Here is a 17,133-nt window from a genome sequence, read left to right as displayed (position 1 = left end):
CAATAAATCTTTGGTAAAATGAGCATCGAACCGAAAAAGTTCCATAAACAGGAACAACAGCTCGAAGTCCTTGCGCTACGCCCTGTCGAGCGGGAGGATCAGGCCCTTGAGGCCGCCACCCGCCTTCTGTATCTCGCGGAGGTTCAGTTCCGTCACCGTCAGTCCCTGGTCCTCCAGAGCGCTTCGCGTCTGGGGGTTTCCGGCGGCCAACAGCACCGTCTCGTCATCAATGACGACCGTGCTCGCTGCCCGGTTGCGCTGTTCCCGCATCGGTACTTCGATGGTCTCGATGCCGCGGTCGTGAAGCGTGTTCAGGAACTCCGGCGGCATCGCCTGCGGGTAGACGAGCGCTAGATCGGGGGCGACCATGCTGAACACCAGCGCCAGGTGAGTCTGTCCGGTACTCTCCGTGCTGCCGAAGATCGGTACTTCGATGACGTCGACATCGTACATTTCGAGCACCGTGCGGATCTGTCGGATCCCCTCGGCGTTGGTGGTTCGCGACCGACCGATCGCGACAGTCTCCTCGTCGATCCACACCATGTTGCCGGCCTCGAACCCGCCCGAACCGTGGACGGTGTGGTAGATCGGCATCCCGAGCTCGACGATCCGCTCGCTCAGCCGGCGTTCCTCCCCCTGTCGCGTCTCCTCGACCATCTTTCCGACGACGATGCCGCCCTCGACCGCGAAGCCGACGTCGCGAACGAACAGGGACTCGGCGAGATGATCGTACGTCTCGCCGAGGTACTCGACAGTGACCTCGTGGTCCTCCAGCGTCTCGACGAACGCCGCGTGTTCGTCCGCCGCCTTCTCCTGTCTGGGGAGGCCGTCCCAGCCCCAGGCGTCCGGGTCGACGACGGTGCTGAACTCCGCGCCGGGTTCGTGGACAAGTACCCGCTCCAGCGTTCCGTATTCCGATCGGACGGACGGTGAGCTCTCCCAGAGACTCATTCGAGGGTCAACGTGTGTTTCTCCATGACGCTCCGGAGCGCGATGTCGGTCGACGTCTCCTCAACGCCCTCGTACGTGCCGATAGTCGAGAGGAGGTCCGTGATTTCCGATTGCTCACTGACGCGGACCTTCAACAGCAGGTCCGAGTCACCAGTGATCTCGTGGATCTCCTGGATGTAGTCCTCCTCCGCGAGCCGTTCGGCCACCTCCGAGAACCGGCCCGCAGTGGTCGTTACGCGGATGAACGCGACCTGATCGACGTCCAGAAGTTCTGGATCCAAGACCGCGCGGTACTCTCTGATGTACCCCTCCGCCTCGAGGGCGTTGACTCGTTCGTGGATCGTCGCGCTGCCCATGTCGAGACGACGCGCGATCTCTGACAGTGCCGTCCGCCCGTCGGCCTGCAGGATCTTCAGAATCTTCCGATCCACCTCGTCGAGTTCCATGTGCAGGGGTTCGGAGCTTCGATCCCTATTTGTTTTGCTCGGCTTCACGGTACGCTCTCCTGCATGGTATCAGCCCGCACCCTATAACGTTTGCTGATATGGCGCTCCAGGGAGAAATAGATCGGGAAATTGTGCTGTCTACAAAAGTTATTTCACACCAGCGGAGAAAGGGCTCTGCAGGAAGCATGGCAAGCGAACACAAAACAGGGGATGGCGTCGTTTCTCGGCGGGCCAGCCTGTTTCGCCGGCTCCGCGAACACCGGTGGACGGGGCTGCTCGTCAACGTCGCGCCGAGCGGCTTCTGGCTGGTGGCGTTTTTCCTGGCCCCGCTCGCGGTGACGTTCTACTACAGTCTCGGTCGCAGCGGCGCGTTCGGAGTGATGCATCTCGGTCTTTCGGACCTCGGACTCCAGCAGTACGCGAAACTGCTCGTCCCCGAGGGTGCTTCCGGGATCGAAGCGGTGTGGATCTCCCTCGCGTGGATGCTAGAGGGGCTGATACCGCTGGATATCGAATTGACGACGGCACAACCGACCGCATTCATGCGGCTGACCGTCAAGAGCGTCCTCATCGGAGCCGTCGCGACGCTCGTCTCGTTTCTCGTCGGCTACCCCACGGCCTACTACATCGGACGGATCGCCCCGGAGCGCTACCGAAACCTGCTGCTCGTGCTGGTCATCCTACCGTTCTGGGCGTCGTTTCTCGTCCGGATCTACGCGATCCAGCTCATCCTCACCGCGGACAACCTGCTGACCGACCTAATGCACCTGATCGCGCAGGCGCTCGCGTGGTTACCGCTGTTCACCTACAACGGGAACCTGATGAACTCCCGCTTCGCGGTGATGCTCGGGCTCGTCTACATCTGGATCCCTTTCATGATCCTCCCGGTGTACGCGAGCATCGAGGAGATCGACTTCACGCTCCAGGAAGCGGCGATGGATCTCGGCGCCGACCGATGGCAGGCGTTCCGGAAGGTCGTGTTCCCACTGTCGAAACCGGGCGTGATGGCCGGCACCATCCTTGTTTTCATCCCCAGCGCCGGCGCGTACGTGATCCCGGCGCTGCTGGGCGGCCCCGACAGCCAGATGGTTGGCAACTTCATCGCCGACCGGTTCAACAAGGGCGACTGGCCGCTCGGGTCGGCCGCCTCGTTCGTGCTGATGGCCGTGATGCTACTGGCGATCGCCGCGTATCAGCGCTACTCCGAGGGGGGTGAGCTGGCATGAGTACCGTCAAGCGGCTTCGTTCCCGCCTGTTCGCGCGCGGCGGGGCCGCCATCGCGGTAGAGGCGCTGCTCGTGTATCTGTTCCTCTACCTCCCCATCGTCGTCCTGATCGGGCTCTCGTTCAACGACTCGCGGTACGCGCTCGTGTGGAACGGGTTCACGACGAAGTGGTACCGAGCGCTGTTCGCCGGCGAGACCGTCGCGAGGGTGAATCCCGACGCCGTCTTCGCCACGCTCGCGAACTCCGTTCACATCGCCGTCGTTACGGTGGTCCTGAGCACCGTCTTCGGAACGATGCTCGCGTTCGCGATTGACCGTTACGAGTTCCCGGGCAAGGGGGTGCTGACGAGCGTCGTCTACATGCCCATCATCATCCCGAGCGTCGTGATGGGCGTCTCCCTGCTCGTGTTCTTCAACATGGTCGGGATGCAGACGGGGATCAACACGGCGATAATCGGTCACACCGCGTTCGACATCAGCTTCGTCGCCGTGGTCGTCGCGGCGCGCCTCCAGAGCTTCGACGACTCGCTGGAAGAGGCGGCGAAAGACCTCGGTGCCAACGAGATCGAGACCTTCCGATACGTCACGCTGCCGCTGATCAAACCGGGCGTCCTCGCGGGGGCCCTGCTGGCGTTCGCGATGAGCTTCGACGACTACGTCATCTCCGTGTTTGTCACCGGCAGTACTGACACCCTGCCGATCTTCTTCTTCTCGATGGTACGCCAAGGCGTTACTCCCGGCGTCAACGTGGTCGCGACGGTGATCATCGTCGTCACCCTCGTGGTTGTCGGCCTAGCGCAGTGGCTCCAAGGGCCCACTTGGTGAGGACAAAAATCATTCGGGTACAAGGAGCAAAAAGCCACAATATTTATGTCCAATACCAGTCTTGGAGAAGAAAGAGTCGGTGTGATACATATGGACAAGGTGACCTCGACTGACAGACGAACGTTTCTCAAGGCGACCGGTGCGGCGCTCGGCGCGGCCGCGTTCGCCGGTTGTTCCAGTAGCGGCGACGGTTCCTCGAACACGCTGAAGATCTACCAGTGGGGCGACTACTGGCCCGACGGGTTCGTCCAGGGGTTCGAAGACGAGACCGACATCTCGGTAAACGTCTCGAACTACGCGTCGAACGAGGAGATGTTCAACACGCTCCAGGCCGGTGGAACCGACCAGTACGACCTGATCTTCCCCAGCGACTACATGATCAACATCCTGGTCGAACAGGAGATGATCCAGCCGCTGGACATGGACGCTATCCCCAACTACGAGAACCTCGCTGACCGGTTCTCGAACCCGCCGTACGACGGCGACAGCGAGACGTACGCCGCCCCGTATCAGTGGGGGACGTCCGGCATCGCATACAACGAGAACATGACCGGCTGGGAGGTCGACATCAGCTCGTGGGAGGTCCTCTGGAACGAGGACTTCGCCGGGCAGATCACGATGCTCGACGACGTCCGCGAGACGATGGGCGCCGCACTGAAGTACCTCGGCCACTCCCTGAACACGACGGACGAGGGGGAGATAGAGGTGGCCAAAGAGCTGCTCATCGAGCAGAAGGACCTCCTGAAGACGTACGACTCCTCGACGTTCAAGACGAACCTCATCAACGAGGAGGCGAGTCCTGTCCACGGCTGGTCCGGCGACGTGTTCGGCGCGTACTGGGAGACGTACGACGACGAGGAGGGCACCAGTCCAATCCACTACGGCGTCCCCGAGGAGGGCGGCGTCGTCTGGGTGGACAACGGGGCGGTCACCGCGGACGCCCAGAATCCCGACGCCGCACACGAGTTCATCAACTACTTCCTCGAGGCAGAAAACGCTGCGGAGGTGACGAACTGGACGTATTACGGCAGCCCGAACGAAGCCGCCGAGGAACACATCAACGAGGAGATCCTGAACAACGAGAGCATCTATCCGAGCGACGAGACGATGAGCGAACTCGAGTTCATCCAGAACGTCGGCGAGGCGACGCAGCTCTACAACGACGCCTGGGACGAGATAAAGAGCGCCTAACCGATGACGAACTACGACGTCCGCCTCGAGAACGTGACGAAGGAGTTCGACGGCGTCGTCGCCGTCGACGACGTGAGCCTCGCCGTCGAGGAGGGGACGTTCCTCACGCTGCTCGGTCCGAGCGGTTGCGGGAAGACGACGCTCCTGCGCTGCATCGACGGCTTCGAGACGCCCACGAGCGGCGACGTCTTCATTCGGGAGGAACGGGTCAACGACGTGCCGCCGTTCGAGCGCGACACCAGCATGGTGTTCCAGTCGTACGCGCTCTTTCCGCACATGACTGTAGGCGAGAACGTCGCCTTCGGGCTCCAGATGAAAGGGATCCCGGACGACGAAGCGACCGCCACCGACGGCGGAACGACCGCCGCGGAGAGCGGCGGCCTCGGCGATTCGCTCCGGCGACTCGTTTCTCGACCGACGTCCGAGGCGATCGGAGCGCGCGTGTCCGAGGCGCTCGAACTGGTCGAACTCCCCGGGTTCGAGGACCGCGATGTCACCGAGCTATCCGGCGGACAGCAGCAGCGCGTCGCGCTCGCGCGGGCGTTGGTGACCGAACCCACCGTCCTCCTGCTCGACGAGCCGCTCGGTGCACTCGACCTGAAGCTCCGGAAGAACATGCAGGTCGAGCTAAAGAACCTCCAGGAAGACCTGGGGATCACCTTCGTCTACGTCACGCACGACCAGGAAGAGGCGCTGACGATGAGCGACAAGATCGCCGTGATGAACGACGGGCAGATCGAACAGCTCGGCACCGCGACCGAGATCTACGAACAGCCCGCGACCGAGTTCGTCGCGGACTTCATCGGCGAGACCAACCTCGTCCACGGGTCCTACGCCGAGACCGACGGGGGGGCGAGCGTCGAGCGTGACGGACTCGCGTTCGCCGTCCCGCCCGAGGAGGAGGCGACGGGCGACGTCGCCTTCGCCGTCCGCCCGGAGAAGATCCGCATCGGAGACGAGGCCGAAGGACTGGACAACAGCTTCGAGGCAGAGGTCGTCGACGAGATCTACAAGGGCAATCGCGGGAAGTTCGTCGTCACCCTGTCGAACGGCCTGGAGATGACCGTCGACATGCAGATCAAAGACCAGGGCGAGTACCTCTCGACGGGACGGACCGTTACGATCGGCTGGAGCGCCGACAACGCGGTCGTCCTGACGGAGTAACTCCCCTCCCTACCGCACATGGATTACTACACCGACACTATCAGTGCGAACCACGCATCGGCTATCGAACAGGCGACCGACGGCGTCGATTTCGGGAACTGGATCGACGGTGATCACCGCTCGTCCGGTGACGGGGACACCTTCCCAGTGGCCGACCCAGCCGTCGAGGAACCGATCACGGAGGTGCCGCGGTCGGGCGCAGACGACGTCGACGACGCAGTCTCGGCCGCCCGCGACGCCGCCGAGAGCGAGTGGGGCGAGACGACCGCGGCGGAGCGCGCGACCGCGCTCCGCGAGTGGATCGACGCGCTGCGGGACCACGCGGAGGAACTGGCGCTGCTGGAGTCGCTCGAAGTGGGGAAGCCGCTCGCGTTCGCGAAGGCGGACGTCGAGAACGGCCTCGACTTCTTCGAGTACTACGCGGACGTCTCCCGCGCGCAGCAGGGTGATCAGGTCCCGGTCGGCGGCGACGGCCACGCCTACGTCCGGCAGGAGCCGTACGGCGTCGCCGGGCAGATCCTCCCCTGGAACTACCCCGTTCTGCTCATGGGGTGGAAAGTGGGCGCGGCGCTCGCGGCCGGCAACGCCTCCGTCTGCAAGCCCGCGGAGGAGGCGCCGCTCGCCGTCGTCCGCGCCGCCCAGCTATCGGAGGGGATCCTGCCCGACGGCGTTCTCAACGTCGTCACTGGGTTCGGCGAGGAAGCCGGCGCGCCGCTGTCCGAACACGACGGCGTCGACAAGCTCTCGTTCACGGGGTCGGTGCCGGTCGGCCGGCAGGTGATGGAGGCCGCAGCGGACACTATCACGCCCGTCACGCTGGAACTCGGGGGAAAGAACCCGTTCGTCGTGTTCCCCGACGCGGACGTCGAAGCCGCCGCCGAGTCCGCCGCGGTCGGCGGGTTCTACAACGGCGGGCAGTCCTGCGACTCGGCCTCCCGCGTCATCGTCCACGAGGCCGTGAAGGCGGAGTTCCTCGACCACTACCTCGACGCCGTCGAGGGGTACGCGCCCTCGGATCCGCTCACCGAGGACGCCGCCATGGGACCGCTCTGTTTCGCCGACCAGTACGAGAAAGTCAGGGAGTACGTCGAGATCGGAAAGGAGGAGGGCGCGACGGTCCTCACCGGCGGCGACCGCGCCGAGGGCATCGCCGACGGCTGGTTCCACGAGCCGACGGTCTTCGACGACGTGACGCCCGATATGCGGATCGCGCAGGAGGAGATCTTCGGCCCGGTCCAGATGGTCATGACGTTCGAGACCTACGAGGAGGCGATCGAACTGGCCAACGACGTGCCCTACGGCCTCGCGTCGGGTGTCGCGACCACCGACGCGTCGATCGCCCACCGCGCCGCGGCCGACATCGAGGCCGGAAGCGTCTGGGTCAACCAGTACTTCGGAACGGTCCCGGGAACGCCGTTCGGAGGGTTCAAGCAGTCGGGCATCGGTCGGGAGTGCGCGAAGTCGACGCTGGAGGAGTACACGCGGACGAAAGCGGTCAACGTCGCACTGGACGAACCTGACCTCTAGACAGAGGATATTCTCCTTATTCGCAACTATGCCGAATCTATTTCGGCTAACGTGCTTTTAGCAGAAAGGTTTTTCATACATGTTGGTCAATGATGCGTGAGGAGGTCACACATGAGACAGCTATACATCGACGGCGAGTGGGTCGACGCCAGCGGGAGCGACGGAGTCGACGTGGTATCGCCGGTCGACGGAGAGGTTATCGACACGGTCCCCGCGGCGAGCGACCGAGACGTCCGTGAGGCCGTCAAGGCCGCTCGCGACGCGCAGCGGGAACTGGAGGAGATGACCGCCTACGAGCGCGCCGCGGTACTGGACGAGGTAACGGAGTACTTCGAGGCGAACGAGGACGAGATCGCGGAACTGATCACGCGCGAGGAGGGCAAACCGCTCCACGAGTCGTACGAGGAGACGGAGTACGTGATCGAGTCGAGCGACGACTACGCCCACGATGCGATCCGACTGTTCGGCGACGTCGTCCCGTCGGAACACCGCGGGCGGTTCGCCTATACGCAGCGGGAATCGTACGGTCCCTGCGCGGTCATCTCCCCGTGGAACTTCCCGTTGGAGGTGCCGGGCGGATCGATCTACTCGGCCATCGCGACGGCCAACCCCGTCGTCTTCAAGCCCGCCGAGGAAACGCCGCTGACCGCGTATCACATCGCGAAGGCGTTCGAGCAGTCCAGCCTCCCGGACGGCGCGTTCAACCTGATCACGGGCGCGGGCGAGACGGGGCAGGCGCTTGTCGAACACCGGGACATCCGCCTCATCGCGTTCACCGGAAGCACCGAGGTCGGCCAGCAGATCGCCAAGACGGCCGCCGAGCGCAACGCCCAGTGTCTCCTTGAGATGGGCGGCAAGGACCCGATCATCGTGCTCGACGACGCCGACGTCGACCACGCCGCCGAGAGCATCGTCGTCGGGTCGAACTGGAACGCGGGGCAGGTCTGTTGCGGCACCGAACGCGTCATCGCCACCGAGGGCGTCCACGACGCGCTGGTCGACGCGGTGGTCGAGAAGACCGAAGACCTCGTGGTCGGCGACCCGTTCGAGGACGGCGTGGACGTCGGGCCGATGGTCTCGGAGCGCATTCAGCGGAAGGCCGCGGACCACGTCTCGCAGGCGACCGACGCCGGTGCAGAACTGCTCACCGGCGGCGAATCGGACGGTCTCTACTACGAGCCCGCGGTCCTCGACCGCGTCGGTCCGGACCAGCCGATCGCGCAGGAAGAGACGTTCGGCCCGGTGACGCCGATCATCACAGCGAGTAACTTCGACGAGGCGATCGAGATCGCCAACGACTCCCGGTACGGGCTGCAGGCGGCGATCTTCACGGACTCGCTCGAACGCGCCCACGACGCCGCCAATCGGATCAAGGCCGGCGGCGTGTTCGTCAACGAGACGAACAACTACTGGGAACGCCTGCTCCCGTTCGGCGGTTACGGCGAGAGCGGCTCCGGCGGTCGGTACGGCAGCAAGTGGCACCTCGAATCGATGACGCAGACGAAAGCGGTCATGATGAACTACAGGGACTACTGATGAAGGTAACAGCACTCGGTGGCTGCGGCGCGATGGGCCGGGCCACCTCGTGGGAACTCGCGACGAACGACGCGGTCGACGACCTCCTCATCGCGGACGCCGATATCGACGCCGCGGAGGGGTTCGCGGACGATCTCCCCGGCGACGTTGCGACCGCAAAGGTCGACGTCACCGACCACGATTCGCTCGTCGACCTGATCGAGGACAGCGACGTCGTCGCCAACGCGCTCCCGTACGCGTTCAACGTCGACGTGATGGAGGCCTGCCTCGACGCGCACTGTCACTACCTCGATCTGGGCGGACTGTACCACAAGACCCAGGACCAGCTCGAGTACGACGACGCGTTCGACGAGGCGGGGCTCACGGCGGTCCTCGGCATCGGTGCTAGTCCGGGACTCACCAACGTCGCCGCGGCGAGAGGCGCACAGCGGCTCGACGAGGTCGAGGCGATCCACATTCGCACCGGTGCAAAAGGCGGCGGCGAGGGGTTCGCTTACTCCGCGAAGACCATCCTCGACGAGCTGACGATGGAACCGATCGTCTACGAGGACGGCGAGTTCCGGACGCTCGAACCGCTGTCGGGACGGGAGACGTATGAGATGCCGGCTCCCGTAGGCGAAGTCGAAGGGTTCCACAGCATCCACTCGGAGATCGCGACGATGCCGCACACGTTCGACGGCGTCGACACCGTTGACTTCCGCGTCGCGTTCTCCCCGGACCTGGTGAATATCTGCGACGTGCTCATCGGCCTGAACCTCACCAGCGAGGAGACGGTCGAGTTCGAGGGCGTCGAGACGTCCCCGCGGGAGTTTCTCGACTGGCACCTCGACCGGCAGCCCAAGCCCGGTCCGGTCGAGGAGTGGAAATCGTTCCGCGTGGACGTGACCGGTCGATCCGGCGGCGAAGAAGCACACTACCGGTACTCCGTCGTCGTCGAATCGCGCCTAGACGACTGGGGTCTGAAGGCGACTGCCGTCTGGACCGGCGTGCCGATGGGCATCGCGGCCGCCCTCGTCGGTCAGGGCGACGCCCTAGACACGGGAGCGAAACCGCCCGAGGAGGTCATCGACCCCGCGCAGTTCATCGACGAACTGGCCGAGCGCGACATCGTCATCGAGGAGGAGCAACTGGCAGCGTCCGCGGCCGAGCCATGATGACCGGACGACTGCGTGAGGGAACGCCGGTCGAGAACTACGTGGGCGGCGAGTGGGCGGACGTCGACACCGACGCGAGAGACCTGGTCGAGAACCCGGCGACCGGCGATGTCGTCGGGGAGACGCCGCTCACGGCCCCGGCCGACGTCGACGCCGCCGTCGCAAAAGCTGACGTGGCGTTCGGCCAGTGGTGCGAGACCCCTGTCGAGGACCGAATTCAGCCGCTGTTTCGGTTGAAAGCGCTGCTCGAAGAACGACAGGACGAGATCGCGGAGGTGATCGCGACGGAACACGGCAAGACCGTTGACGAGGCCCGGGGCGAACTCCGCCGCGGTATCGAGAACGTCGAGGTCGCGTGCGGCGCTCCGACGAGCATGCAGGCGGGCCACCTCGAACACGCCGCACCGGGTATCGACGAGACGGCCGTGCGCAAGCCGCTCGGCGTCTTCGCCGCGATCACGCCGTTCAACTTCCCCGGGATGATCCCGCTGTGGTTCCTGCCATACGCCGTCGCGACGGGCAACACGTTCGTGCTCAAACCCAGCGAGCGAACGCCCTGTACGGCCAGAGCGATCTACGACCTCGTCGACGAGGCGGGGTTCCCGGACGGCGTGGTCAACCTCGTCAACGGCGGCAAGGAGACGGCGAATGCGCTGCTCGAAAACGACGACGTGGTCGGCGTCTCCTTCGTCGGCAGCACCGGCGCGGCGCGGCACGTCTATGAGACGGCCGCGGCCAACGGCAAACGTGTGCAGGCGCAGGGCGGCGCGAAGAACCACATCATCGTGTCGGCGTCGGCGAACCTGGACTTTGCCGCCGAGCAGACCGTCTCGTCGGCGTTCGCTAACACCGGACAGCGCTGCCTCGCCAACCCGGTCGCCGTCGTCGCCGACGCCGTCTACGAGGCGTTCGCGTCCAAGGTCGTCGAGCGCGCGTCGTCGCTGACGGTCGCCGACGGACGGTACGCCGGGACGGACATGGGCCCGCTCGTCTCAGGGTCGGCGAAGAGCCGCGTGCTGAACTACATCGAGACGGGTATCGGCGAGGGCGCCGACCTCCTCCTCGACGGCCGCGAGGCAGACGTGCCCGACGAGGGGTACTTCCTCGGACCGACCGTCTTCGGCGACGTCGAGCCGGACATGGTGATCGCCCGCGAGGAGATATTCGGGCCGGTCCTCGCGCTGATCCGCGCGAGCGACTTCGACGACGCCCTGTCGACGCTCAACAAGAGCGACTTCGGCAACGCCGCGAGCCTGTTCACCGACAGCGGCCGGGAAGCGAGGGAGTTCCGACGGCGGGCGGAGGCCGGGAACCTCGGTATCAACGTCGGCACTGCCGCGCCGATGGCGTTCTTCCACTTCGGCGGTCACGACGATTCCTTCTTCGGCGACCTGCATGCGCAGGGCGATGACGCGGTCCGGTTCTACACCGACGAAGCGGTGTACATCGAGCGCTGGCCCGACGACGATAGCTGAACGGACGCTTTTTCGTCTGAGAGACGGGCCAATCGGTAGCCGCCTAATAAGCTACCCCATACCATCACTGGCCTTTATCCAGATATTATATTCGCGTTATGAAGTTTTAAATAATGGCTGGCGGCAAGACACCCCGTGCCCGATTCTCCCTCACTGGAGCTCACCGTGGAGCCCGACCGAGCGCCCGACGCTGCCGACAGCGCCGTCCCGCCGCTGCCGCCCGACGACGCATTCGTTTCTGGGAGTACGGAGTTAGTTGTTCGTTTCCTTAGAATGACGGCAAACAGTCTGTCACGGAGGTCGACTGTAATCCGGTTGGGTGACCTGAGAGTCCGCGGAGTACGACGGAAAGTATATTCACACGGTTATCAGCGGGCAGAATCCGTTCACGACGGCGATCTTGCGACCGTTCACGAGACAGATAACGTCTGAAAAAGTTAGTGGCGGCTACGATCACTGATCCGGTTGACAGGCGCAGTCACTCGAGACACAATCGGAGAGATCCGGTGGCTCTACATCTACTGTAAATCTACTCTGCTAACTTCTAATAATTCCTATCGGTTGTGGAAATATGCCTTTTCATGACCTCACCAAGCCCTAATCTGGGATATTTAGAAATACATCTCCCAGCTCTAAAAACTCCAGAAGAAAGATTGTTGAATTCGTCCCATCGTCGACCGAGCACTACGTATGCTGGCCCTCTTTGTATGAACCATCCGGTGAAAGAAAGGTGTCGTAGATGTTCGGAAAGCGACGCACAGCCGTGCTATCGATTCGTCCGTCGACGCCACGATCGGTCAGAAGGTCTTGATTGGCGGTTGGCTCAGGGTCAATCCTATGAGTACGAAACTCGAAACTATATCTTCTTGGACATTCAGTTATTCACGTAGGCGTAGCAGTCGATTGACGGCGCTCTCTAGTCCAGCGGATCTGGTAGTTGCTCACTGACTTCCAGTCGTTCACGCCGAGGATGTCGCCCGGGCGAGAGACCAATCGCTGTCCCTTGTCGGCCAGTGCATCCGATCGGAACAGGCATTCGCCGTCGGCGAGACACAGCGCGTAGACGACTTCGAGCGAGTCAGACTCCCAAGCGACGCTGTTCTTGATGCTCGGGGTCAGCGTCCTTCCTTGCGTCTCGAAGTACCAGCGCTCCTCCCCGGTGGTCGCGGTACCACGTAACAGGTGACGAGACAGACCACTGCGTTACGGACTCTCGATAGTGGTGTCGTCCATCAGAGGCCCGCCGACGAGGTTCCGACCTAGATATCAGGTCCGAAGCGCTGCGATACCGGATCGACAGGCACTGTACTTCGGTGTTACCTCGCTGTCAACGGACGTCGAAGAAGTGTTCAATGCGGTCGAAGCCGGTCCGAGACGGTCCCTATCGTTGGCGAAACACAGTCGAAGTTGTCCTTCGTCTGCGTCGCCAAACCCATCGCCCAGCGCGAGAACGATGCCGTAGTCGGTCAGCAGTTCCTTCGCGGCGGCGAGACTCGACGCCTCGACGTCCGGATCGACAAACGGGTAGAATGCCTCCTCTGGCCGCCGACAGGAGAGTTCGTCGATGGCCTCGATACGGTCGACGACGTAGTCACGCTGCTCTCGGAACATCTCGTATATTTCCTCGACCGGCTCCTGCGGGCCGGATCCTACGCTGCCAGTACAGATGAATCTGATATATATCAAGTGAATAGTTATCTAACGGACAGGGGATTTACTCTATCAAGATCTAAAGCCCTGATTGAGGGATCAAAACTCTACATATTCCTGGCAACTATCTCTCCAAGTAAATTTGTGAGCGTAGGGTTGCCGCCTATGGGTAAAGATCGTGACCCCATTCGCTCACAAACTGGTGGGAGCCAGTGATACCGTCGTGACAATGCCGGATCTGCGGCATCATTGCTTTTAAAGGGCTGGTCACCACACGACGGCGTGTTATCGTGGCGTATCCATAGTAATAAATCACAGGGATAACGCAAATACCGAATCAGCCACACCAGAAATATTCCGATATATCGGGATATGATATTCAAGAAGAAAGAGCGAGATCTAGCAGTTCGACTGGCGTCGGCGGTTTCTTACTATTAGATAATGTTTCGGCCAATTCGCTGTCCGCTGGAACTGAATCAACTGGGCCGTCACTGAGTTGGGTTCGGCAGGACGCACCCGGGGCAGTGACGACTTGCCCGTTGCTCTGTTCTATCTGATCGAAGAGAATGTCACCGATAGCACGACTCAGAGAGTAATGTTCAGCCTCATAGCCGAAACTCCCTGCCATGCCACAACAACCAGAGTCCACTGGATCAACCGGATAGCCTGCACGACGAAGAATACCGACGGCGTGATGATCTTTCTTCGTCGCCTTCTGATGACAGTGACCGTGATAGACTAGTGAGTCCGATGGTACCTTCCAATCGATATTCTCGTCGAGGCGAAACGTATCCAGATATTCGCAGACGCCGTAAGTGTTCTCTGCGATCGCTTCGACACGGTCCCCGGAACAAAGGTCAAGGGCATCAGACTGGAACATGACAGCGTCGGACGGTTCCACGAGGACGATCTCCCGACCCTCACTGACTTGTGGCCAAAGTTTAGAAACGTTCTCCTCAACGGTATCGCGTGCTTCGTCGATGAACCCCTTCGAGAGCGCAGGACGGCCGCTGTCTGTGTTATCAGCCACGGTCACGTGAACGCCTGCAGCCTCAAGAACACGTATCGCAGATTTTCCAACCTCTGGATGGCTGTAGTTCGTATACGTGTCGGCGAAGAAGACCGCCTTGCGATCGGCTTCGGAGGCTGAGATTTTCGGTCCGCCACGCGCATCGAACCAGTCCTGAACCGTCTCACGATGGAAACTCGGGAGCGAACGCTCGCTGGCGATGCCGATAACTTTCTCAGTGAAAGTATCCGCACCTGGTAGCGATTGCGCGACGTTGGACAGGGGCGCAAACGCACTCCCGAGTGCTGCCAGCGTGTCTACGTTGGCGAAGATTTTGTCGCGGAGGCTAGCTCCGTGTTCCTGATGACGGGCGTGCATCACTTCCGTTTTGAGCTTCGCCATGTCCACCTCACTGGGGCAGTCCTTCGCACAGCCTTTGCAGCCGATACAGAGGTCAAGTACCTCGTCGACAAATTCGTCGTCGGTGGGATTATCAGGAAGATCACCGCTCATAGCCTGTCGGAGGAGATTCGCCCGGCCGCGGGTGGCCGTACTCTCCTCCTCGACGGCGCGGAAGGTGGGACACATCACGCCGCCTGTCGTCTCTTGGCCGCCACGACAGCCGCCACAGCCGTGACAGAGTTCGACCATCCCCTGCATGCCGTTCTCGTTCTCCCAGTTAAGCGCAGGGTCGAAACCTGCGTCATGGGCGTATGCGTCATCGTATCGGAGGTTGTCGGTCATGTCGTGGTCGCCGCAGACGTTCCCGGGGTTCAGTATCCAGTCTGGATCAAATGCGGACTTAAGATCACGGAATGCCTGCCAGACGGCATCGCCGTACAGTTTCCGGTTCCACTGGGTACGGGCGCGACCGTCACCGTGTTCGCCGGAGACGCTCCCACCGAACTCGACGACCATGTCGGTCACTGCGTCGGCGATAGCTACCATATCCTTCCTGTCCTCGGCAGCCTTTGTGTTGACGAGAGGACGGACATGTAGGACACCTGGACCGGCGTGTGCGTAGAAAGCCGCGTCGACGTCCCGGTCTTTCTCCGCAAGCAATGTCTGAAAACGCTCAACAAACTGGGGAAGGTGCTCCGGCGGGATAGCACAGTCCTCGATAAAGCTGATGTGCTTCTCGTCGGACGTACGCGACAGGAGGATGGGGAGACCGGCCTTCCGAAGCTTCCAGAACTTGTCGCGGTCAACTTCATCGTGTGCCTCATGGCCTGCGAGCGCGAGCGTTTCGTCAGCGGTCGGCCGCCCGCCGCTCGGTGTGGCTTCCGTGGCAGCTACGGGGACGCGATCGGCGAGCAAGTCGGCCGTCAGTTCGCAGCCATGTTCGTCGTTATCGGCGTAAAACTCTACCAACAGCGCCGCCTGAGCCTCCGACGGAACAAGCGATGCTACCGCCTCGAAGTCGGCGGTATCTCGTGCCAGTCCGAGAAGCACATCATCGATGAGTTCGACTGCTGCCGGTTCATGGTCGAGGACGTGCTGAACGTCGGTGACAGCGTCGAGGACGCTCTCGTAGAACAGCAACGACACTGATTTCGTCTCCGGAACAGGTGCGAGCGACAGTTCGGCTTCAGTGACGACCGCTAGCGTTCCCTCGCTACCTGCGAGTAGCCGGGCGAGGTTAACGGTCCCGGTCTCCGCTTCCTCGACGAGTACGTCGAGGTTGTAACCGGAGACATTGCGCTTCAGATCGGGAAATCGCTCCCGAACTTCGTCAGCTTCCTCGTCAAGGATGCGGACGACCTCGGCGTACACGCGTTCGAGCAGGTCTCCATCGAGGTCGGCTTCCTCGCGCAGAGTCTGGACTTCAGTATCGCCGAGTGTTGCGACAGTGCCGTCTGCGAGGACGACTTCGCACTCCTCGATGTAGGCGTCGGTCTTCCCGTAGACGAGTGAGTGAGCCCCAGTCGAGTTGTTGCCGATGGCACCGCCGATAGCGCTGCGGTCACCGGCAGCCGGATCGGGCGCAAACTTGAGACTGTGCGGAGCGAGTCTTCGGTTGAGGTCGGCAAGAACTGTCCCCGGTTGCACCCGGACGCGACGAGCGTCGGTCGAGACTGAGATGATATCATCCATGTATCGCGTGAAGTCCAGAACGACAGCCTCGTTCACTGCCTGGCCGGCTAGACTGGTTCCGCCTCCACGCGGGAGGACAGGAATCTCTCGCATGGCGCAGTAGGTAACGACTGCCGAGACGTCGTCAGTCGATGTCGGATAGACAACGCCGATCGGCGTTTGTTCGTAGGCGCTGGCGTCTGTCGCGTACAGCTGTCGCGTGTACGTATCGAAGCGAACGTCGCCGTCAATACGACCGCGGAGATCTTCGACTAATCCGGGGCGTTCGACGTCATCGGAGACGTAGTCGTACTCTGCACGATCGTCGGCGGCCGGTGATACCTCAACCGGCGTGTTGGAATCTGCGGTCATCCTTCTATCTGGATCCTTTTGAACAGTTTCTTTCCACAGATATGGTATATGTCGTCAGCTTGATCACGTCAAGAATAGCCATGATTACGTCCTTATGGGAGATCCGCCAATATAAGTCCTATTCTCGGAGTAAGTTTTCTATCCGTTTTCAGCCCATCACTCCGGAACTGGCTCTGTGATGCTACGAAATATCATACCGGATGGATCTCATCAATGTCTATTCGGTCCGCTGGTCGAGATCATCGTTCCAAGTTGGATGTTATCCGTGAACCGCTGTGTCCGTAACAGTGAGTCGAGCGACAACGAAAACGGCAATAAGGCAAACGAGGAGACCAATCGGGATCATCATTGCCAACGCGAGTTCTATCTTTTCCGCGAGGAGGCCGATACTGACTGGGCCCACGGCCATGCCGAGATAGGTAGCAGCGGTTGCGATCGCGCTTGCCGGTCCACTAAATTTCGGTGCAGCGTCGACGCCGAACGCAGAGTGGAGAGGGATGAACCCGGAGAAGAAAAAACCGGCGACTAATATGGC

At 62.0% G+C, this 17,133-nt stretch carries 12 protein-coding genes; 8 read left to right on the top strand and 4 right to left on the bottom strand.

The window, feature by feature from the left end; translation table 11 throughout:
• Positions 1-75: 75 nt before the first annotated feature.
• Positions 76-951 carry a dimethylarginine dimethylaminohydrolase family protein gene (locus D8670_RS11605; RefSeq protein ID WP_121818253.1) on the bottom strand — a complete coding sequence of 292 codons (876 nt, stop codon included), beginning with the start codon at positions 949-951 and terminating at the stop codon, positions 76-78.
• Entirely contained in the window at positions 948-1,397 is a 450-nt protein-coding gene (locus tag D8670_RS11600) for an Lrp/AsnC family transcriptional regulator (protein ID WP_121818252.1), read from the bottom strand. Before D8670_RS11600 ends, D8670_RS11605 begins: the two co-directional genes overlap by 4 nt.
• Positions 1,398-1,582: 185 nt before the next feature.
• Between D8670_RS11600 and D8670_RS11595 the strand changes: the two genes are divergently transcribed.
• From D8670_RS11595 to mmsA, 8 genes are all read left to right on the top strand, one after another.
• Entirely contained in the window at positions 1,583-2,623 is a 1,041-nt protein-coding gene (locus tag D8670_RS11595) for an ABC transporter permease (protein WP_121818251.1), read from the top strand.
• Entirely contained in the window at positions 2,620-3,447 is an 828-nt protein-coding gene (locus D8670_RS11590) for an ABC transporter permease (protein WP_121818250.1), read from the top strand. The genes D8670_RS11595 and D8670_RS11590 overlap by 4 nt, the downstream gene beginning before the upstream one ends.
• 90 nt (positions 3,448-3,537) lie before the next feature.
• Positions 3,538-4,638: a polyamine ABC transporter substrate-binding protein gene (locus D8670_RS21530; protein WP_121818249.1), complete on the top strand. Its 1,101-nt coding sequence runs from the start codon at positions 3,538-3,540 to the stop codon at positions 4,636-4,638.
• A gap of 3 nt (positions 4,639-4,641) precedes the next feature.
• Positions 4,642-5,802, top strand: a complete 1,161-nt coding sequence (locus D8670_RS11580; RefSeq protein WP_121818248.1) for an ABC transporter ATP-binding protein — start codon at positions 4,642-4,644, stop codon at positions 5,800-5,802.
• A gap of 18 nt (positions 5,803-5,820) precedes the next feature.
• Positions 5,821-7,329 (top strand): aldehyde dehydrogenase family protein, encoded by a 1,509-nt coding sequence (locus tag D8670_RS11575; RefSeq protein WP_121818247.1) that lies wholly within the window; start codon positions 5,821-5,823, stop codon positions 7,327-7,329.
• Between the two features lie 111 nt (positions 7,330-7,440).
• On the top strand, positions 7,441-8,865 hold the full coding sequence (locus tag D8670_RS11570; protein ID WP_121818246.1) for an aldehyde dehydrogenase family protein: 1,425 nt from the start codon (positions 7,441-7,443) through the stop codon (positions 8,863-8,865).
• Positions 8,865-10,019 (top strand): saccharopine dehydrogenase family protein, encoded by a 1,155-nt coding sequence (locus tag D8670_RS11565; RefSeq protein WP_121818245.1) that lies wholly within the window; start codon positions 8,865-8,867, stop codon positions 10,017-10,019. Before D8670_RS11570 ends, D8670_RS11565 begins: the two co-directional genes overlap by 1 nt.
• A complete protein-coding gene (mmsA, locus tag D8670_RS11560; RefSeq protein ID WP_193569352.1) occupies positions 10,019-11,494 on the top strand; it encodes a CoA-acylating methylmalonate-semialdehyde dehydrogenase in 1,476 nt (491 codons plus the stop codon). Before D8670_RS11565 ends, mmsA begins: the two co-directional genes overlap by 1 nt.
• Positions 11,495-12,760: 1,266 nt before the next feature.
• Here mmsA and D8670_RS11555 read toward each other — a convergent pair.
• Positions 12,761-13,105: a pyridoxal phosphate-dependent aminotransferase family protein gene (locus D8670_RS11555; protein ID WP_162994278.1), complete on the bottom strand. Its 345-nt coding sequence runs from the start codon at positions 13,103-13,105 to the stop codon at positions 12,761-12,763.
• Between the two features lie 418 nt (positions 13,106-13,523).
• The gene (locus tag D8670_RS11550; RefSeq protein ID WP_121818242.1) at positions 13,524-16,598 is read right to left on the bottom strand and encodes an FAD-binding and (Fe-S)-binding domain-containing protein; all 3,075 of its coding nucleotides are present in this window, start codon (positions 16,596-16,598) and stop codon (positions 13,524-13,526) included.
• Positions 16,599-17,133 lie beyond the last annotated feature (535 nt).

Source organism: Halostella limicola, assembly GCF_003675875.1.
Taxonomy (GTDB): domain Archaea; phylum Halobacteriota; class Halobacteria; order Halobacteriales; family Natronoarchaeaceae; genus Halostella; species Halostella limicola.
This window is presented reverse-complemented; position numbering and strand designations above follow the sequence as displayed.